Annotated in this window: 22 protein-coding genes; 9 read left to right on the top strand and 13 right to left on the bottom strand. The window is 66.2% G+C overall.

The genetic code is table 11. The features are described 5' to 3' along the window. Window positions 1-26 precede the first annotated feature (26 nt). From BKY27_RS07925 to BKY27_RS07910, 4 genes are all read left to right on the top strand, one after another. Window positions 27-803: a helix-turn-helix transcriptional regulator gene (locus tag BKY27_RS07925; RefSeq protein ID WP_071673909.1), complete on the top strand. Its 777-nt coding sequence runs from the start codon at window positions 27-29 to the stop codon at window positions 801-803. Between the two features lie 60 nt (window positions 804-863). Further along, complete coding sequence (locus BKY27_RS07920) at window positions 864-1,604, top strand: SDR family oxidoreductase (RefSeq protein ID WP_071673908.1); 741 nt, start codon at window positions 864-866, stop codon at window positions 1,602-1,604. 64 nt (window positions 1,605-1,668) lie between these two features. Continuing rightward, a complete protein-coding gene (locus tag BKY27_RS07915) occupies window positions 1,669-2,658 on the top strand; it encodes a P1 family peptidase (RefSeq protein WP_071673907.1) in 990 nt (329 codons plus the stop codon). A gap of 69 nt (window positions 2,659-2,727) precedes the next feature. After that, the gene (locus BKY27_RS07910) at window positions 2,728-3,303 is read left to right on the top strand and encodes a hypothetical protein (protein ID WP_071673906.1); all 576 of its coding nucleotides are present in this window, start codon (window positions 2,728-2,730) and stop codon (window positions 3,301-3,303) included. Between the two features lie 45 nt (window positions 3,304-3,348). Here the strand turns inward: BKY27_RS07910 and BKY27_RS07905 are convergent, their stop codons facing one another. From BKY27_RS07905 to BKY27_RS07880, 6 genes are all read right to left on the bottom strand, one after another. After that, window positions 3,349-4,350, bottom strand: coding sequence for an alcohol dehydrogenase catalytic domain-containing protein (locus BKY27_RS07905; protein ID WP_233491798.1), 1,002 nt, complete (start codon window positions 4,348-4,350; stop codon window positions 3,349-3,351). A gap of 141 nt (window positions 4,351-4,491) precedes the next feature. After that, window positions 4,492-5,046 carry a F0F1 ATP synthase subunit B gene (locus BKY27_RS07900; RefSeq protein ID WP_071673904.1) on the bottom strand — a complete coding sequence of 185 codons (555 nt, stop codon included), beginning with the start codon at window positions 5,044-5,046 and terminating at the stop codon, window positions 4,492-4,494. Window positions 5,047-5,051: 5 nt separating this feature from the next. Continuing rightward, window positions 5,052-5,579, bottom strand: coding sequence for a F0F1 ATP synthase subunit B' (locus BKY27_RS07895; RefSeq protein ID WP_071673903.1), 528 nt, complete (start codon window positions 5,577-5,579; stop codon window positions 5,052-5,054). An 83-nt stretch (window positions 5,580-5,662) separates the two neighbouring features. Next, a complete protein-coding gene (locus tag BKY27_RS07890) occupies window positions 5,663-5,899 on the bottom strand; it encodes a F0F1 ATP synthase subunit C (RefSeq protein ID WP_071673902.1) in 237 nt (78 codons plus the stop codon). Window positions 5,900-5,952: 53 nt separating this feature from the next. After that, window positions 5,953-6,672, bottom strand: coding sequence for a F0F1 ATP synthase subunit A (locus tag BKY27_RS07885; RefSeq protein ID WP_267888890.1), 720 nt, complete (start codon window positions 6,670-6,672; stop codon window positions 5,953-5,955). 114 nt (window positions 6,673-6,786) lie between these two features. Beyond that, complete coding sequence (locus BKY27_RS07880) at window positions 6,787-7,119, bottom strand: AtpZ/AtpI family protein (RefSeq protein ID WP_071673901.1); 333 nt, start codon at window positions 7,117-7,119, stop codon at window positions 6,787-6,789. Between the two features lie 239 nt (window positions 7,120-7,358). Between BKY27_RS07880 and BKY27_RS07875 the strand changes: the two genes are divergently transcribed. Next, on the top strand, window positions 7,359-7,688 hold the full coding sequence (locus tag BKY27_RS07875; RefSeq protein WP_071673900.1) for a metalloregulator ArsR/SmtB family transcription factor: 330 nt from the start codon (window positions 7,359-7,361) through the stop codon (window positions 7,686-7,688). Between the two features lie 57 nt (window positions 7,689-7,745). Here BKY27_RS07875 and BKY27_RS07870 read toward each other — a convergent pair whose 3' ends face one another. The 7 genes from BKY27_RS07870 to BKY27_RS07840 all read right to left on the bottom strand — a co-directional run bounded on the left by BKY27_RS07870 (window position 7,746) and on the right by BKY27_RS07840 (window position 14,437). Further along, window positions 7,746-8,546, bottom strand: coding sequence for an amino acid ABC transporter permease (locus BKY27_RS07870; RefSeq protein WP_407668410.1), 801 nt, complete (start codon window positions 8,544-8,546; stop codon window positions 7,746-7,748). Window positions 8,547-8,595: 49 nt separating this feature from the next. Beyond that, entirely contained in the window at window positions 8,596-9,393 is a 798-nt protein-coding gene (locus BKY27_RS07865; RefSeq protein WP_071673899.1) for a transporter substrate-binding domain-containing protein, read from the bottom strand. A gap of 112 nt (window positions 9,394-9,505) precedes the next feature. Then, complete coding sequence (locus BKY27_RS07860; RefSeq protein WP_071673898.1) at window positions 9,506-10,561, bottom strand: HesA/MoeB/ThiF family protein; 1,056 nt, start codon at window positions 10,559-10,561, stop codon at window positions 9,506-9,508. Then, window positions 10,561-11,028 carry a dUTP diphosphatase gene (dut, locus tag BKY27_RS07855; RefSeq protein ID WP_071673897.1) on the bottom strand — a complete coding sequence of 156 codons (468 nt, stop codon included), beginning with the start codon at window positions 11,026-11,028 and terminating at the stop codon, window positions 10,561-10,563. The genes BKY27_RS07860 and dut overlap by 1 nt, the downstream gene beginning before the upstream one ends. A gap of 49 nt (window positions 11,029-11,077) precedes the next feature. Further along, window positions 11,078-12,277: a bifunctional phosphopantothenoylcysteine decarboxylase/phosphopantothenate--cysteine ligase CoaBC gene (coaBC, locus tag BKY27_RS07850; RefSeq protein WP_071673896.1), complete on the bottom strand. Its 1,200-nt coding sequence runs from the start codon at window positions 12,275-12,277 to the stop codon at window positions 11,078-11,080. A 393-nt stretch (window positions 12,278-12,670) separates the two neighbouring features. Next, complete coding sequence (locus BKY27_RS07845) at window positions 12,671-13,519, bottom strand: ChaN family lipoprotein (RefSeq protein ID WP_071673895.1); 849 nt, start codon at window positions 13,517-13,519, stop codon at window positions 12,671-12,673. A gap of 39 nt (window positions 13,520-13,558) precedes the next feature. After that, window positions 13,559-14,437 carry an RNA polymerase factor sigma-32 gene (locus BKY27_RS07840; RefSeq protein ID WP_071673894.1) on the bottom strand — a complete coding sequence of 293 codons (879 nt, stop codon included), beginning with the start codon at window positions 14,435-14,437 and terminating at the stop codon, window positions 13,559-13,561. 75 nt (window positions 14,438-14,512) lie between these two features. Here BKY27_RS07840 and cobU point away from each other — a divergent pair, with 75 nt between their 5' ends. The 4 genes from cobU to BKY27_RS07820 all read left to right on the top strand — a co-directional run bounded on the left by cobU (window position 14,513) and on the right by BKY27_RS07820 (window position 18,232). Then, the gene (gene cobU / locus BKY27_RS07835; protein ID WP_071673893.1) at window positions 14,513-15,040 is read left to right on the top strand and encodes a bifunctional adenosylcobinamide kinase/adenosylcobinamide-phosphate guanylyltransferase; all 528 of its coding nucleotides are present in this window, start codon (window positions 14,513-14,515) and stop codon (window positions 15,038-15,040) included. A 121-nt stretch (window positions 15,041-15,161) separates the two neighbouring features. Continuing rightward, window positions 15,162-15,740 carry a histidine phosphatase family protein gene (locus BKY27_RS07830; protein WP_071673892.1) on the top strand — a complete coding sequence of 193 codons (579 nt, stop codon included), beginning with the start codon at window positions 15,162-15,164 and terminating at the stop codon, window positions 15,738-15,740. Between the two features lie 59 nt (window positions 15,741-15,799). Beyond that, window positions 15,800-16,669, top strand: a complete 870-nt coding sequence (locus BKY27_RS07825; RefSeq protein ID WP_071673891.1) for a glutathione S-transferase — start codon at window positions 15,800-15,802, stop codon at window positions 16,667-16,669. A 24-nt stretch (window positions 16,670-16,693) separates the two neighbouring features. After that, window positions 16,694-18,232 carry a YifB family Mg chelatase-like AAA ATPase gene (locus tag BKY27_RS07820; protein ID WP_071673890.1) on the top strand — a complete coding sequence of 513 codons (1,539 nt, stop codon included), beginning with the start codon at window positions 16,694-16,696 and terminating at the stop codon, window positions 18,230-18,232. The last annotated feature ends 15 nt before the right edge of the window (window positions 18,233-18,247 follow it).

Below are 18,247 nucleotides of genomic sequence, written 5' to 3'. Positions count from 1 at the left end.
CGCCCACGCCCTATGCTGTCACCCGAATGGATGACATTGCCCCAACCCCCCTGGTCCGCGACGCGGTGGCCCGCCTTGTCGCCACCGTGCCGACCGACGGCTTTGGCGCGGCGCTGTTGGCCCATATCCGCAGCGCCACCGAGATCGCCAATTTCGGTGCCTTCTACGTGCCCGACCTGCGCCGCCCGGAACCGGTGCTGACGGTCTGGTCGGGCCGGATGAGCGACTATTGGTTCAACCGCAACGCCCGCACCATCACCTCGCATGACAGCCTGCGGCGCGACTTTGCCGACCGCATTCGCCGCGCGCCGTCTCAGGGGCTGGTGATCGACCGCTGGCACCCGCCCGAGGGCGACCCTCGCGCCCCGATCTACGCCCGCGACCAGGTGATCGAACGCGTCTCGGTCGCCTCGCGCATGGGGCGCGGCGGCTTTGTCTCGTTCTACCTGCGCGCGGTGCAGTCTGGCTGGCTGTCAGATACAGATATTACCGGCCTGCATCGTGTCCTGCCGCTGGCCCACGAACTGATCGGCCTGCGCCACCGTATCGTCGGCACCACGCCCCTGCCCGCCCGCACCGCCAGCGATCTGCGGCTTCGCAACCTTGGCCGTTTCGCCGCGCTGACCCCGCGCGAGGCCGAGGTGTGCGACCATGCCGCGCGGGGGCTGTCGGTGGCGGGAACGGCTTTGGAACTGGGCATCTCGGAAAACTCTGTCCGAACCCTTCGCAAACGGGCCTATCGGCGACTTGGCGTCGGCTCGGCCACCGCGCTGACGGCCATGATCCTTGGCACACCTGCCTGACACCCCCTTTCCGCCCCGCCGGTTTCGTGGAAACATCGCCGCAACCAAAGGGAGGTGAGCATGAGACTGGACGGAAAAACCGCGATCGTGACCGGCGCGGGATCGGGCTTTGGCGCGGGCATCGCGCGGCGTTTCGCGGCAGAGGGCGCGACGGTGATGGTCGCCGACCTCAATGCCGAGGCGGCCGGAGCCATTGCACAAGAAATCGGCGGCATCGCGCAGGAAACGGACGTGGCCGATGGCGACAGCGTCAAGGCGATGGCCCAAGCCGCCCTTGCCGCGTGGGGTCGGGTCGACATTCTCGTCAACAACGCAGGCATCACCCACCTGCCGAAACCGCTGGAAACCGTAACCGAGGACGAGTTCGACCGCGTCCTGAACGTCAACGCCAAGTCGGTCTACCTGACCGCGCGCGAACTGGTTCCGCATATGAAAGACGCGGGCAAAGGCGCGATCCTGAACGTGGCCTCGACGGCAGGCGTTTCTCCCCGGCCCAACCTCAACTGGTACAACGCGTCGAAGGGCTGGATGATCACCGCCACCAAGGCGATGGCGGTAGAGCTTGCCCCCTTCGGCATCCGCGTCAACGCCGTGAACCCGGTGGCCGGGGAAACGCCACTGCTCAAAAGCTTCATGGGCGAGGACACGCCCGAAATGCGGGCCAAGTTCATCTCCACCATCCCGCTCGGCCGTTTCTCGACACCCGAGGACATCGCCAATGCCGCGCTTTACCTGTGCTCGGACGAAGCCAGCATGGTGACAGGCGTGGCGATGGAAGTGGATGGCGGGCGCTGTATCTGAAGGTCGGGCCGGGGGCCAGCCCCCGGACCCCCGGAGTATTTTTACAAGGAGAAAGCAAGGCGTGATGCATCCCGGCCCCAGAAACCTGATCACCGATGTGCCCGGCCTGCGCGTCGGAAATGCCGAGGATCACGGCATCAAGACCGGCGCGACCGTGCTGCTTGGCGACGCCCCCTTCACGGCGGCGGTGCATGTGATGGGCGGCGCGCCCGGCACACGGGAAACCGACCTGCTGGCCCCGGACAAGACGGTGCAAGAGGTCGATGCGCTGATGCTGGCGGGAGGCTCGGCCTTCGGGCTGGACGCGGCGTCCGGCGCGGCGGACTGGCTGCGGGCCCAAGGCCGGGGCTTTGCCGTGGGCGATCAACTTGTGCCGATCGTGCCCGGGGCCATCGTCTTTGACCTGGTCAACGGCGGTCACAAGGACTGGCCCGAGAACCCCTATAAACGGCTGGGGGCCGCAGCGGCGGCGGCGGCGGGCGTGGATTTTGTCCTTGGCACCGCAGGCGCGGGCACCGGTGCGATCATCGCCGACCTCAAGGGCGGGCTGGGATCTGCCTCGGTGGTCCTGCCCTCGGGCCATACCGTGGGTGCGCTGGTCGTGGTCAACGCGCTCGGGCAGGTCACCGTTGGCGACAGCGGCCATTTCTGGGCCGCGCCCTTTGAAATGGGTGGCGAGTTCGGCGCTCTCGGCCCGGCCCCCGGCTTCGACGCCAGCCAATCGCCGCGCCACAAGGGCGGGCCGGGCGCCGCCACGACCATCGCCATTGTCGCCACCGACGCAGACCTGACGCAGGCGCAGGCCACGCGCATGGCGACAGCGGCCCATGACGGCATGGCGCGTGCCATCTATCCCAGCCACACGCCGATGGATGGCGACCTGGTCTTTGCCGCCGCGACCGGCGACCGCCGGTTGCAAGACCCGGTCTGGGACGCGCTGCACCTTGGCCACGCGGCCGCGCTTTGCCTGTCGCGGGCCGTTGCGCGGGGCGTCTATCACGCCACCCCTGCGCCGGGTGATCCGCTGCCGACATGGGCGGCGCGGTTCGGATAGGCTTGGACGACAGGCCAGCAGGCGTTACGCTTTGGCCGGTCAATTCCCATTCGGTCAAGGAGATGTCCCATGCGACTCACAGCACTTGCCGCTGCCGCCACCCTCGCGTTCGCCCCGCTGCCCGCGCTGGCCGACAGTCACGAGGATGAAATCACCGCCACCCTGCAATCCGCCATGGATGCCTATGCCGACGGCGATATTCAATACGCGCTGGACGAACTGGCCTATGCGCAGCAATTGCTGAACGGCCTTGTCGCCGAAGGCTTGCAGGCCTACCTGCCCGAACCGCTGGATGGCTGGACCATGACCATCGACCAGGAAGCGGGGCAAGGCATGGCGTTCATGGGCGGCGGCACCATCGCGCGCGGTGAATATACCGGGCCGGGGCGCGGATTTACCATCACGCTGATGGCCGATAACCCGATGGTCACCTCGATGGGGGCCATGTTGGGCAATTCGCAGATGATGGCCTCGATGGGTCAGATCGTGCGGATCAACCGCCAGAGCTTCCTCAACCAGGACGGCAACCTGTCGGCGCTGGTCGGCAACCGCATCCTGATTCAGGCCGAGGATGGCGACACCGACACCATGCAACAGACGCTGGAAAGCATGGACTTTCGCGAGATGATGTCTTTCGGCATGTGACCTTGGTCGCGGCCCGCCCCGTGGCGCGGCGGGCCGACCCGGTCATCAGGGCGCCAGCTGGATCTTTGCGTCCTTCGCCGCCAGGGCCTCGGGCAAGCGATCCAGCGCGTCGCGCAACGGCAAGACCGCCGAGATATCGGTGGTCCATTTGCCGCTGGCAAACCGTTCCTGCACTGCCGCGACAGCCTTGCCCACCTGCTCGGGCGGGGTGGTGGTGAACCACTTGGCCAGCCAGAATCCCTGCACCGATTTGTCCATGAAGATGAACTGCCCGATCTGGTCCAGACGGGGGGCCTCGGTCGACAGCCGCCCATAGGGAATCCAGCGCGCGCCGCGCGGCATGGCAAAGAACAGGTCGGCTGAAATCTGGTCGGCCACCGCATCCAACAGAATGCGGGGTCCATAGGTCTTCATCACGTCGGCCATCCGCTCGGGGAAATCGGGGTCGGTCGTGACCAGTACCTCGGCCGCGCCAAGTGCCTTGAGCGGGCCAACCTGCGCCTCGCGCCGGACCACCGGGATCGGGGCCACGCCACTATCTCGGCCAAGCGCAGTCAGGAATTTCCCCAGTTGCGAGCCCCCGGCGGTGAACAGGAAGCCGTCAGCCCCATCTTGCTGCACGATGTCGAACATCGCCATCGCCGTCAGCGGGTTCACGATCAGCCCGGCGGCATCTTCATCCGTCACATCCGGGCGCAGGGGGATCAGGCCGCTGACATCGGCCAGTGCATAATCCGCCCATGTGCCCAGCCCCGCGCCGGAAAAGCTGACCCTTTGCCCCATCAGCGGGGTATCGCCCGCGACGACCTCGCCCACGGCTTCGAACCCGGCGGGCTGGCCTGCCTTGCGGGGTTGCCCGTAAAGCCCGGCCACGAACATCACGTCGGACGGGTTCACCGCGGCCCGCGCCACCTTGATCAGGGCCTGCCCTGGCCCCGGCTGCGGCACGGGCACCTCTGCCAGCTCAAGGAAAGGCGACAGGTCTGTCGGCGTGCCGGTCGAGCGATCCTTGGCATAGCCATCATGGCGCAGGATCAGGGCGGTCATCGTATCGGGAAGGGGCATTGGGGGCCTCGCGTCGGTTCCTGTGAAGGTTCGATATAGGACCGCAGGCATTCCCGGAAAAGGAAACCCCCGGCCTGACATCACGTCAGCCGGGGGCAATCCGATGATGCGGGCAGAGCGGCCTTAGTGCAGGCGCGCGCCAACCTCGTCGATAGCAGCGTCGATCAGCTTGTTCTGATCGGCGGCGCTGGTTTTTGCGGCGATCACATCGGCGGCGGCTGCCACGGCGATGGAAACGGCACGGTCACGCACTTCGCGCAGCGCGCCAGCCTCGGCCGAGGCGATCTGATCCTCGGCGGCGGCCAGACGGCGCGCAATCGAGTCCTTCAGATCCTGCTTGGCCTGTTCGGCCGCCAGCGTCGCCTCTTCACGGGCATGGGCGATGATGCGGTCGGACTGGTCAGCCACTTCCCGTTGCTTGCGCTCATACGAGGCGAGGATGGTCTGGGCTTCTTCCCGCAGAGCGCGGGCTTCGTCCAGTTCGGTGCGAATCTGCTCGGCACGGGCATCGAGCATCTTCGTCAGCATGCCCGGCACCTTGAAGTAGAACAGCACGCCGATGAAGCAGAGGAACGCCAGCAACACCACGAAGTTGGTGTTGTAAAGCGAGAAGGACAGACCGGTCGCCGCCATGGCGGGCGAGGCGGTCAGTGCAAAGAGAACAGCAAGGCGTTTCATGGCACTTATCCTTTCAACCGCTCGGAAACGGCTGCCGCAAGCGCCGCGTCGTCAGAGGCGGTCGGCGCAAGCGCCGCAACCAGCTCGGACGCGGTGTCCTTGGCAACGATTTCGACTGCCGCGAGGGCGCCTTCACGGATTTCCGCGATGCGGGCCTCGGACTCGGCGGCCTTGGCTGCGATTTCTGCGTCGGCCTTCGCGGTGGCATCCGCCAGTTCCGCCATGATCTCGGCGCGGGCTTCGGCGGCGATGGTTTGCGCTTCCGACCGTGCTTCGGCGAGGGCCTTGTTATAGGCGTCCTCTGCCTCTGCGGCCTGACGCTTCAGGTCCTCGGCGGCGGCGATGTCATTCGTTATGGTTCCCTGACGCTCGGCCAGGACAGCCCCGATACGGGGCAGCGCGACGCGAGACAGGATCAGGTAGATCACCACGATGGTGACCACGAGCCAGAAGATCTGGTTCGGGAAGGTAGTAATGTCGAGCTGCGGCATGCCGGGGGCAGAAGCAGCTGCGTCGTGTGCGTCAACGGCCATCTTGTCCTCCGTGGAACCTGGTTACACCGGACCGCTCGCACGCATGGCAAGCGGCCCGGCCGTAAGGATGGTTCGCGAAAGGCTTAGACGGCGAACATCAGCAGCAGAGCGACGAGGAACGAGAAGATCCCCAGTGCTTCTGCAAATGCGATGCCGATGAAGAGAGTCGCGGTCTGACCGGCCGCGGCCGAGGGGTTGCGCAGGGCGCCGGCCAGGAAGTTGCCTGCCACATGGCCCACACCGATTGCCGATGCGCCCGAACCGATGGCTGCAAGGCCGGCACCGATGAATTGACCCAGTTGTGCGATATCGCCTTCCATTTCCGTTTCTCCTTACGTTGGAATTGGCTGTAGATTTCTATCCCGTCCGCCGCTCAGTGCGACGGATGCAGCGCGTCTTTCAGATAAACGCATGTCAGGATGGTGAAGACGTAGGCCTGAATGAAGGCCACAAGAATTTCGAGACCGTAGATCGCGGTGATGGCGGCGATCGGGGCGACGGCGCCCACGCCCAGCACACCCGCAAACCCGGCGAACACTTTGATCACGGCGTGACCGGCCATCATGTTGCCTCCAAGACGAATGGAGTGGCTGACAGGACGGACGAAGTAGGAAATCAGCTCGATGATTGCGAGGATCGGCCGCAGCGGCAGCGGCGCGGACGACACCCAAAAGAGCCCGAGGAACTTGGTTCCGTTCTTGACGAAGCCGACAATGGTCACGGTCAGGAACACGGCCAGGGCCAGCATCGCGGTAACGGCGATATGGGCGGTGGTCGTGAAGCTCATCGGCACAAGACCAAGGAAGTTGGCGAAGACGATGAACATGAACAGCGTCATGATATAGGGGAAGAAGGGCAGCGCATCCTTGCCTGCCACATCCTCGACCATCTTGCGCACGAAGCCATAGGCCAGTTCGGCGATCGACTGGAAGCGCGAGGGCACGATCGCGCGGCCACGGGTGCCGACAACCATCATCAGCGCGATCAGCAGAACGGCAATGGCCATCCAGAGGGTCACGTTGGTTGGGGTATACCAATGGATCGGGCCGTCGCCGAAGAGCGGGTGCACAACGAACTGATCCATCGGGTGAATCTGAAGACCGCTATTCGCGGAATGGGCCGCGTCGGCGCCATGCGCTGCTGCGGCATCCGCACCGGTTGCGGCCAGGGCGTCTTCACCGTGAGTCTCTGCTTCTCCAGACACGTCTCATTCCCTCTCATCGCGCGCGGCATTCGCCGCTTCGTTCTCTCGCTGCATTTCCTGCGCGGATCGCATCATCGTCTTGATGCCCGCCATGAAACCCAGCACCGTAAACACCACCATCAGCCAAGGCAGGGTTCCCAACAGGGTATCCAGCCCAAAACCTATGGCGAACCCGATCCCAAGACCGGCCACAAGCTCGATCACCATCCGCCAGGCGTGCTGCGCCATGGAATAGTGCTCCTCGGTATGGGGTTTCGCGGTGCCTTGGCCAGACTTCAGGCGGCTCAACCGAGCATCCAGGTCTTTCAGCCGGTCGGGATCAGGCCCATCGGACATCACAAAACGCACCCCTTCGAGGTTCGGGCGGAACCTAGGCAGGTCTCCCCCCTGAGTCAACGCGTAGTTTAACCGTGCGGGAAAGTTTTAAATAGTTGTTTTTAAATGATTTTATTTCCGTGCGACAATCGCGTCGCGGCCCATGGCGGCGCTGTGGGGCCATTTCCCATATTCAACCATATGGTTGATGATATAATCAACCGAACGGTTAAGTTTGCCCTGCCGACGGAGTCCCCCTGATGCCCGCCGATCTCGACACGGTCTTTTCGGCCCTCGCCGACCCTACCCGCCGCCGCATCCTGTCGATGCTGCTGGAAGACGACATGGCGGTCAGCGATGTGGCCGATCCTTTTGAAATGTCGCTGGCCGCGATTTCCAAGCACCTTGTCATCCTCGCGGGGGCGGGCCTGATAACCCAGGAAAAGCGCGGTCGGGTGAAATGGTGCAAACTGGAACCCGACGCCCTGCGCGACGCCTCGATCTGGATGCAAAGCTTTGGCCAGTTCGAAGCCGTGAACCTGGACGCGTTCGAGGCGTTTCTTGAACGCGAATTGCCAAGCGACGGGTAACACGCGCCAACGCCTCCACCCCTCGGTCGGGCCCTGGGCGGGGCGATCTCGGCGTCCCTAGGTCCGCTCATGCCCGCGCCGCAGCGATTTCTCCAGCCGCCGCAACCCGAGCGACAGCGTGATCGTCATCGTCAGGTAGATCAGCGCCACGACGTTATAGGTCTCGAAATAGCGGAAATTCCCCGCCGCCGTGACCTTGCCAAGTTGTGTGATATCCAGAACACCCACCACCGAAACCAGCGAAGAGTCCTTCACCATCGCCACGAAATCATTGCCGAGCGGCGGCAGGATAACCCGGATCGCCTGCGGAAACACGATCAGCCGAAAGCGTTGCCGTCGGTTCAGGCCAAGCGCCTCGGCCGCCTCGATCTGGCCCTTGTCAATGGATTGAAGGCCAGCCCGGAACACCTCGGCCAGAAAGGCGGAATAGCCGATGGACAGCGCCAGGATGGCCCGCCACAGCAGGCTGAAATCCCGTGTGCGGATCGTGCCAGCCCCGATGCTTTCAGCCACCCAATTGTAGGCCGCCACCAGTGCCGGCGCCAGAACGAAGGCCACGTAGAGCAGCAGCACAAGGATCGGGATGCCCCGTATGATCTCGACATAGACCCGCGCCGCCTGCCGCAGCACGCGCGAACGCGACAGCGCCGCCAGCGCAAGGCCAAGCCCGGTCGCGGCCGCAAGCCCGTAGGACACCAAGGTGACGAAGAGCGTGATCCACACGCCGCGTTTCAGCGTGGTCAGAACCTGCCGATACTGCTCATCGGCCAGCACTTGCCAAAAGGCGAACAGCCCGAGCGCGGCCACGATGACCAGCCACCACGGGAAGTCCTTGTCGGAATCGGGGGAATGCATCATGCGAAAACGGCGCCCGGCCCCACGCAATGCGGGCCGGGTGCCTGGCCTGTTACTGGCCCATGGAGTAATCGACGAACCAACGCTGGTTCAACTCATCCATCGTCCCGTCCGCCTGCATCGAGGCGATGGCGGCATTGATCGGCGCGACCAGATCCGATCCGCGCGGGAAGATGAAACCGAAATCCTCGGTGCCAAGCGGCTCGCCGATGATCTTCAGCCGATCGGGATACGACCGGACATAACCTTCGCCCCCGGTCGAGTCGGTCAGTACCATGTCCACATCCTCGGTCATCAGCCCCTGTACGGCTGCGCCGAAGGTTTCGAACAATTGAATGCGCGGGTTGGACTCGTTGCCGTCAAGGATGTCATAGACCGCGACATAGAACGGCGTCGTGCCCGCTTGGCTGCCAACGAGGAAATCCGCGTTCGCGGCAAAACCCTCGGCATCGGTGAATCGGTCTTCATCGGCCCGCACCAGCATCCGCATCTGGCTGGTCATGTAGGTGTCCGAGAAGTCCACCATCTCGGCACGATCCTCGCGGATGGTGATCCCGGTCATGCCCATGTCGAACTGGCCTTCCGACACCGCCGGGATCATCGCGTCCCACGAAATGTTCTGATAGCTCACGGTCATGTTCAGCCGCTCGGCGATGATCTCCATCGCGTCATATTCCCAGCCGATGGCCTCGCCCGACGCGGGATCGACGAATTGCAGCGGCGGATAGGCGTTCTCGGTGACGATCACCACCTCTCGCCCGCCCAGATCGGGCAGGCTCATGTGGCTGTCGGCATGGGCGGAAAGAGGCGCAAGCGCAAAGGCCAACGCGGCAGCAGCAAGGCGTTTCATTTGGTCAGGCTCCCTGTTCTGTTATTCTGGGCAGTATGGCGCGGCTTGTCGCAAGGGCAAGGGGTCACCCGGCGCAAACCCGGCGCGGGGCGAGGAATCGATCGGACCGCGCTCAACCAACCGCCCCGCAGACCGCGCAATCCGCAGCCCGCTTCAACGTGATCAGCCGGGTATCCGCATAAAGCGCATCATAGATCAGCATTCGCCCGGTCAGCGGCTCACCCGCGCCGGCGATCCACTTGATCACCTCGGTCGCCATCATCGCGCCCACCACGCCCGGCATCGCCCCGATCACCCCTGTTTCCGAACAGGTCGCCGCCATCCCCGGCGCGGGCGGTTCGGGAAAAACGCACGCCATGCAGGGCGCGCCATGGGCGGGGTCATAGATCGTCACCTGCCCTTCCCACGCCGAAATCGCGCCCGAGACCACGGGCTTGCCCGTTGCCACGGCGGCCCGGTTGATCAGGTCGCGGATTGGCCACGCATCGGTGCCATCGACGATCAGGTCATAGTCGGCAAACAGCGTTTCGGCGATCTCGGCGGTCAATTCGCGGTGATAGGGGCGCACCTCCACATGCGGGTTCAACGCCTTGATCCGCTGCTCTGCGGAAAACACCTTGGGCATCCCCTGCGACCCGTCGGTGTGAATGATCTGGCGTTGCAGATTGCTCAGGTCCACCACGTCATGGTCGATCACCCCGATCCGCCCCACGCCCGCGGCCGCCAGGTAGATCAGCACCGGCGAGCCAAGCCCCCCGGCCCCCACCACCAACACCTTGGCGTGTTTCAGCTTCTTCTGCCCGGGTCCGCCGATTTCCCGCAGGGTGATGTGGCGCGCATAGCGCTCCAGTTCCTCGCCCGAAAACGTCGCTGCCGGTTTCGGCGCGTCCGCCTCCCGCGCCGCGTCCACACCCTCGGCCCGCGCGCGCAACCGCAGCAACCCCGCGCGATAGACAGCCACCAGCGCGACCATGCCGCCCAGCACCAGCCATTGCGCCGCCGACCCGCCGGTCGCCTCGCGCAGCGGATGCCCTTCGGGCAGCGCCACCTGCACCACCAGCACAGCCGCATACAAAAGCAGCAGCATCAGCGCCCGCGTCCGGCCCGGCACCTTCATGACCCAGCCAAGGCCCCACAGCCCCGCTGCCATCGCCAGAACCAGCGCCATCAGCCCTGCCCCGTCGATCCGAAGCCACCGGCGCCGCGTGCACTGTCGGACAGGTCCACCCCCACGTCGAACGCCGCTTGCACCACCGGTGCGATCACCGCCTGCGCGATCCGCTCGCCATGCGTCACCCGGAACGGCTCTGCCCCGAGATTGACCATCAACACCCCAAGCGGCCCGCGATAGTCGCTGTCGATCGTCCCCGGCGTATTGACCAGCGTCACCCCGTGTTTGAAGGCCAGCCCCGAGCGCGGCCGGATCTGCATCTCGTAACCTTCGGGAATCTCCACCCGCAGCCCTGTCGCCACGATCCGCCGGTCCATGGGGGCCAGAACGATCCCCTCCGCCCGCTCTTCGGGCCGCAGGTTGGCGCGCAGGTCCGCCCCCGCCGCCCCGGTCGTTTCATAGCGCGGCAGGGCCACCTCGGGGTCGGCCCAGTCTTCCTGCATCACCTTGATGGTCAGCACCATCCCGATCCCCTTCTTCTTGGCAAAAATACTCCCGCCTGCGGCCCCGCTCTCAGCCAGAGATCGCCTCGGCAATGCGGATGGCCAGCCGCCGGGCGGTCTCGTCCTTGGACAGGCGCGGCCAGTCCTCCACCCCGTCCGCCGTCACGATCGAAACCTTGTTCTCTGCGCCGCCCATGATGCCGGTCGCGGGCGAGACATCGTTGGCCACGATCCAGTCACAGCCCTTGCGGGCGCGCTTGGCGGTGGCGTTGGCCTCGACATCGTGGGTTTCGGCGGCAAAGCCCACCACAAGGCCGGGCCGCCCCACCTCCATCTGCGCAACGGTCTTCAGGATGTCGGGGTTCTCGGCGAACTCCAGCGCCGGGCTGCCTGCGCCCTCGGTCTTTTTCATCTTGCGGTCGGCCGCATTGGCGACGCGCCAATCGGCCACGGCGGCGGCGAACACCGCCGCATCGGCGGGCAAGCCCGCCTCGACCGCCGCCAGCATCTCGCGCGCGGTCTCGACCTTTACCACCCGCACCCCCGCAGGCGGCGCGACAGAGGCAGGGCCGGTGACAAACGTCACCTTCGCCCCCAGATCGCGCAACGCGGCGGCAATCGCCGTGCCTTGCGCGCCGGACGAGCGGTTGGCGATATAGCGCACCGGGTCAATCGGCTCATGCGTCGGCCCCGAGGTCACCAGCACCTTGCGTCCCGAAAGCGGCCCGTCCGACAGCGCCGCGTCAATCGCCACCACGATCTCCGGCACCTCGATCATGCGCCCCGGCCCGAACTCGCCGCAGGCCATCGCGCCCTCGACCGGCCCCGCCACCAGCACACCGTCGCCCTGCAAGGTCGCTAGATTTCGCTGGGTCGCCGGATGGTCCCACATCTTCACGTTCATCGCGGGCGCGATCAGCACGCGCTTGTCGGTGGCCATCAGCAGGGTCGAGGCCAGATCATTCGCATGGCCCTGCGCCATTTTCGCCATCAGGTCGGCGGTGGCGGGCACCACCACCACCAGATCGGCAGCGCGGCTCAGCTCGATATGGCCCATCTCGGCCTCGTCGGTCAGGTCGAACAGATCGCGATAAACCTTGTGCGCCGCCAGGGCCGAGGCTGACAGCGGCGTCACGAACTCCTCCGCAGCCTTGGTCAGCACCGGGGTCACGCTGGCCCCGCGCTCGCGCAGGCGGCGGATCAGGTCCAACGCCTTGAAGGCCGCGATTCCGCCGCCGATGATCAAAAGAATGCGCTTGTCCGCCAGCATGGGGTCTCCGCCCTTGGGTCTCGTCCTGCCGGTCAACCTATTCCGCCCCGGTCAGCGCGACAAGCCACCGTCCCCCTGGGTTGGTCCCCAAAGCACCCGGCGTCAGGCAACGGGGCCGCGCCGGTCGGCGCGCGTCAGCGCGTCGAAACCACACTCACAAACCAACGTTAACGGTTTCTTCGGAAATCCGTGCCAAGATCACCCGCGGTATACCAAAGATCAGCGTGGCACGGTCTGCCCGCCGCCAAAGACCACCCGATGAGGGTGCAGGCAGCATCGGCACCGAAAGCTTTCGCAAATGACCACAGTCCGCGCGCCCCTGAAGCGGCGCCGCTTTTTTCCTGCGCAACGGGCCCTCTGGCCCCACCCGCACCGTCCCAGCCCGAGAATGCCTCAGCCCCGGCTGGTCCCGCCTTTTCCCGAAACGGCCCGACCGGCCCGGGACTCGTCGAAGACGGAACAAGGATCGTTGCGATCCACCGGGTCCGTCACTCGCCACTGATCGAATGGCACGGCCGCGTCAGGCGGTGTCTCGAATTGCCCGACGGCGATCACGTCCACCTCCGGCGCGGCCTGCCCGATCATGAAGGGCACCGCCCAATCCGTGCGCGCATGGCCGTTGCCGGTGATCAGCACCACCGGCCCGCCGGTCTCATCCAGGGCGCGCAGCACCGTCGCGGCAAAGGCGGCATCGCGCAGACGTTGCGCCTCGACCATACCGCCCAGCATTCCGTCGGGCAGCATCCCGCAATGGGCCGCGCGCTGCATCGCTTCGCGCTCGGCCTGTTGCGCGCCGGGCAGCGCCCGGTCCAGCCCGAACCGCGACGGATCGCCCGCGAATTGCGCCGCAGCGCCCGTGCCAATCGCCCCCCGCACGTCGTCTATCGGCAGCGCCGCGCCATAGACCTCCGCCGCTCCCAGTGCCGCGAACACCGGGCGGTAGAGCGCATAGTCCGGCCAGCCCGACCCGGCCCAGCCAACGGCCACGCCCAGCGCATCGGGGTCGTCACGCAACGCGGGGGTGATCCGCGCCGCCTGATCGGGCGTCAGCATCTCGACCACCACCGCCGCCGGGGTCAATGCGCGCAGCATCTCTGCCTGCCAGACATGATGCGCGGGATTGTCATGCACTTCGCCCAGAACCACCACATCCGCGCCACGCAATTGATCCACGGACGAAAAAGGCCCCGCCGCCGCAATCGCGGGGGCAAGGGCCAGACAGGTTGCAAGGATTTTCAACATGCACGCACTCAAACGGCAATCGGCAGCAGGGACAACCGCCTACGCCATCAATGCGCGCAATTCCTCTTCTCGGGGCGACAATTGGCGACGCAGCTTTTCCAATGCGGCGGCCTCGATCTGGCGCACCCGTTCTTTCGACAGGTTCAGCTCTTCGCCAAGGCTTTCCAGCGTGCGCGCGGGCGTCGTCAGCTTTCGCGCGGTCACGATCCGGCGCTCACGCTCGGTCAGCACGTCAAACGCGTCGCCCAACCATTCCCGCAGCCGCGCGGTGTCGCGGGCACGTTCGAAATGCTCGCTGGCCTGTTCCGAGTCGTCTTCCAGAAGCTCGATCCACTCGCGCCCGTCCTCGCCATCGCCTTGCACAGCGTTAAGCGAGAAGTCGGTGCCGGCCAGTCGGCCCTCCATCATCTCAACATCCTTGAGCGCAACGCCGATCTCGCTGGCGATCATCTCTCGCACCTGATGCGAATCAAGCTCTATGCCATCGGTTGCGGCCTCGGCCTCGATCCGGGCGCGCACCCGGCGCATGTTGAAAAACAGGCTCTTCTGCGAAGAGGTCGAGCCGGTGCGCACCATCGACCAGTTCCGCATCACGAAATCCTGCATGCCCGCGCGCACCCACCACACCGCGTAGGTGGAAAACCGCACCCCCCGGTCGGGGTCAAAGCGGTCGGCGGCCTTCATCAGGCCAAGCCCCGCCTCTTGGATCAGGTCATTCATCGAAGCGCCATAGCCCCGGAATTTCCATGCAATCGAAATGGCGAGACGCATATAGGCGGTGATCAATCGGTGCAGCGCCGCTTCGTCGCGGTGGTCACGCCACGCGATGGCAAGATCACGCTCCGTCTCCGCGTCAAGCAATTCCGCCGCGCGGGCGTGGCGGGAAAGTGACTGGCCAGGGTCTAGGTCGAGTGCCATAACGCCCTCCTGTTGGCTGGTTTTTTAAGGTTACGGGCGGGCCGCTTGCCCGGATCACTTTCAAGGAGGAAAAAGATGGCGGACCCTTCCCTGACACTGGTGATCGGCGGCGCGGCCTCGGGCAAATCGGCCCATGCCGAGGCGCAGGTGCGGGCAATGCCGGGGGCGCGGGTCTATATCGCGACCGCGCAGGCCTATGACGATGAAATGCGGGCCAAGATCGCCCGCCATCAGGCCGACAGGGCCGCCCACGGCTGGCGCACGGTCGAGGCGCCGCTGGACGTGGCGGGGGCGCTGACCGGGGCCCGCGCGGGCGAGGTCGTTCTGCTCGACTGCGCGACCTTCTGGCTGAGCAACCTGCTGTTGGCCGAGCGCGACTGGCGGACCGAAGCCGCGGCGTTGCTGACGGCGTTGGAAACCTGCGCCGCGCCGGTGGTCGTCGTCAGCAATGAAACAGGCCAGGGAATCGTCCCCGAAAACGCGCTCGCACGGCGGTTCCGGCAGGCACAGGGCGAGCTGAACCAGATGCTGGCCGCCCGCGCCGACCGGGTGATCGCGGTGATCGCGGGGCTGCCCTTGGTGTTGAAGGGACCGGCCGAATGATCGTGGCCTGCGCGGGTCCATTCCGGGTTTCGTCGCCTTCGGCGCCGACCGGCGGGGGCGCTGCCCCCGTCGCCTTGCGGCGACTCCCCCAGAGTATTTTCACCAAGAAGAAGGGGGCGGCATGACCACGTGGCACTGGGTGCGGCACGGGCCGACGCATGAAAAGACGTTCGTGGGCTGGCGCGACGTGCCCGCCGACCTGTCCGATACCGCGCAGGTCGCGCGGCTCGACGCAGCGCTGCCGCGCCCCGCGCTGCTGATCGCGTCTGATCTGATCCGCGCCAGCGCCACGGCGGATGTGCTGGGCGAGGGCCGCACGCGCCTGCCCGATGCGCATGGGCTCAGAGAGTTCGACTTCGGGGCGTGGGACGGGTTGCATTTCACCGAGGTTTCCGCGCGCGACCCCGACCTCAGCCGCCGCTACTGGGAAGACCCTGGCGAGGTGGCCGCACCAGAGGGCGAAAGCTGGAACGCCGCCGCCAACCGCGTCCGCGCGGTGGTGGATGCGCTGAACGCCGTCTACCCGAAAGCCCATATCGTCGCGGTGGCCCATATCGGGGTGATCCTGACGCAGGTGCAGCGCGCCTCTGGCGGCTCGGCTTATGCCGCGCTCGGGCACAAGATCGACAACCTTTCGGTGACCCGACTTGCCCATGAGTCAGGCACATGGCGGGTCGAAGCGATCAATCACCGCCCGTGATGCGCCGCGTCAGAAAATGGCATTGGACAGGCCGCGCAGGGCAGGCTTAGCTGGCGGTCATGACCCATATCCTCTTGATTGCCGACAAATCCTATTCAAGCTGGTCGCTGCGCGGCTGGCTTGCCTTCCGCGCCTTCGACATTCCCGTCGAGGTGCGGACCACGCGCATGTATTGCGACCAGTTCCGCAAGGATCTGGCCGCCTTCGCCCCCGACACCCGCACCGTGCCCATCGTCAAGACGCCGCAGGGCGGGGTGCTGACCGACTCGCTCGCCATCGCATGGCACCTGTCCGGGGCGTTCCCCGATCACGGCCTGTTGCCCGAAGACCCCGCCGCGCGCGCCGAGGCGATGAGTCTTGTGGCCGAGATGCATTCCGGCCTGACCGGGCTGCGCGGCGCCTGTCCGATGAACCTGCGCACCGGGTGGGCGGGGTTTGCGCCGGAGGATGCGGTGACCGCCGACCTTGCCCGGCTCGACCTGCTGTGGTCCCGCGCGATGGACCGGTTCGGGGGACCATGGCTGTGTGGGGCCTATTCGCTGGCCGACGTGTTCTTCGCCCCGGTGGCGACGCGGATTTTGACCTATGACCTGCCGGTTTCGAGCGCGGCGCTGGCCTATGCCAAGGCGCATGTGGCGCACCCGGCGTTTCGCCAGTGGCGTGCCATGGGCCTGGTCGAGGGGCCGGAGCAGCCGTTCTACGACATGGCGCTTGACCGACGCCCCTTCCCCGCGCCGCCGCCGTTGGCGGCACAGGCGGTCGAGAGCGGCCCCTCGGAAAACGCGACCTGCCCCTATTCCGGCGCCCCCGTGACCCACTTCCTTGAGATGGATGGCCGCGTCTTCGGCTTTTGCAACGCCTTTTGCCGCGACAAGACCGTGGCCGATCCCGCAGCGTGGCCCGCCTTCATGGATATTTACCAATCGTAAAGGGTTTTCGGGCAAGCGTTTACCATGCTGGACGCCGCCCGACCCGAAAGCCTCGCGCGCACCTATACCGTCGCCTTCGAAGGGTTGGAGGCGCGCCGGGTCGAGGTGCAATGCGCCGTCACGCCGGGCCTGCCCGCCTTTTCCATCGTCGGCCTGCCCGACCGCGCCGTGGGCGAGGCGCGCGACCGGGTGCGCACGGCGTTGTCGACCATGGCCATCGCGCTGCCCTCGAAACGCGTCACCATCAACCTGTCGCCCGCCGATCTGCCGAAAGAGGGGTCTCACTTCGATCTGCCGATTGCACTGGCCTTGCTGGCCGCGCTCGGCGTGGTGCCCCGCGACGCGGTGGAAGGCGCGATGAGCCTTGGGGAAATGTCGCTCGACGGGGCGCTGGTGCCGGTGATCGGGGCACTGCCCACGGCGCTGGCGGCGGGCGAGGATGGCCGCGCGCTGTATTGTCCCGCCGCCTGCGGGGCCGAGGCGGCATGGGTCGGCGCGACACCGGTTTACGCGGGCCGGACCCTGACCGACATCATCAACCACCTGACCGACCGCGCGCCCCTGCCCCCGGCGGAACCGGGCGAAGTGCTGGGCGAGGTCACGACCAAGGATCTGAGCGAGGTGCGCGGGCAGGAACGGGCCAAGCGCGCGTTGGAAATTGCGGCCGCCGGGCGCCACCATTTCCTGATGGTGGGCGCGCCGGGATCGGGCAAATCCATGCTGGCAGCGCGGTTGCCCGGCCTGATGCCGCCGTTAACGGCGACCGAGGCGCTGGAAACCTCGATGATCCATTCCCTTGCCGGGTTGCTGGACGAGGGCGGGATTTCCCGCACAAGACCCTACCGCGCGCCGCATCACACGGCCTCGATGCCTGCCATTGTCGGCGGCGGGCGCAGCGCGAAACCGGGCGAAATCAGCCTGGCCCATAACGGGGTGCTGTTCCTCGACGAGTTCCCCGAATACCCTCGGCAGGTACTGGAAACCCTGCGCCAGCCGATTGAGACCGGCGACGTGGTGATCGCGCGGGCCAATGCGCATGTGACCTATCCCTGCCGGTTCCTGCTGATCGCGGCGGCCAACCCGTGCCGCTGCGGCCACCTGTATGAGGCCGACCAGGCGTGTGGCCGCGCGCCCGCCTGCGGAGAAGACTACCTGGGGCGCATATCCGGGCCGCTGATGGACCGGTTCGACCTGCGGCTGGAGGTGCCGCCAGTGACATTCACCGATCTCGACCTGCCCGCATCGGGCGATACCAGCGCCACCGTGGCCGCCCGGATCAAGGCCGCGCGGGACCGGCAAAGCGCCCGGTTCGAGGCGCTCGGGGCCGCCGCACGGATCAATGCCGATGCGGAAGGCGCGTTGCTGGACCAGATCGCTGCGCCCGATTCCGAAGGACGCGACATGCTGATCAAGGCCGCCGAGCGGTTTCGCCTGTCGGCACGCGGCTATCACCGGGTGCTACGGGTGGCGCGCACCATTGCCGATCTGGACGGCGCGGCGGATGTGCGCCTGCCGCATGTGGCAGAGGCGCTCGGGTTTCGGCTGATTGCCGGCAAGAATTAGTGCTCCCCTCCAACG

The sequence above is a fragment of the Nioella nitratireducens genome, assembly GCF_001879715.1.
Taxonomy (GTDB): domain Bacteria; phylum Pseudomonadota; class Alphaproteobacteria; order Rhodobacterales; family Rhodobacteraceae; genus Nioella; species Nioella nitratireducens.
This window is presented reverse-complemented; position numbering and strand designations above follow the sequence as displayed.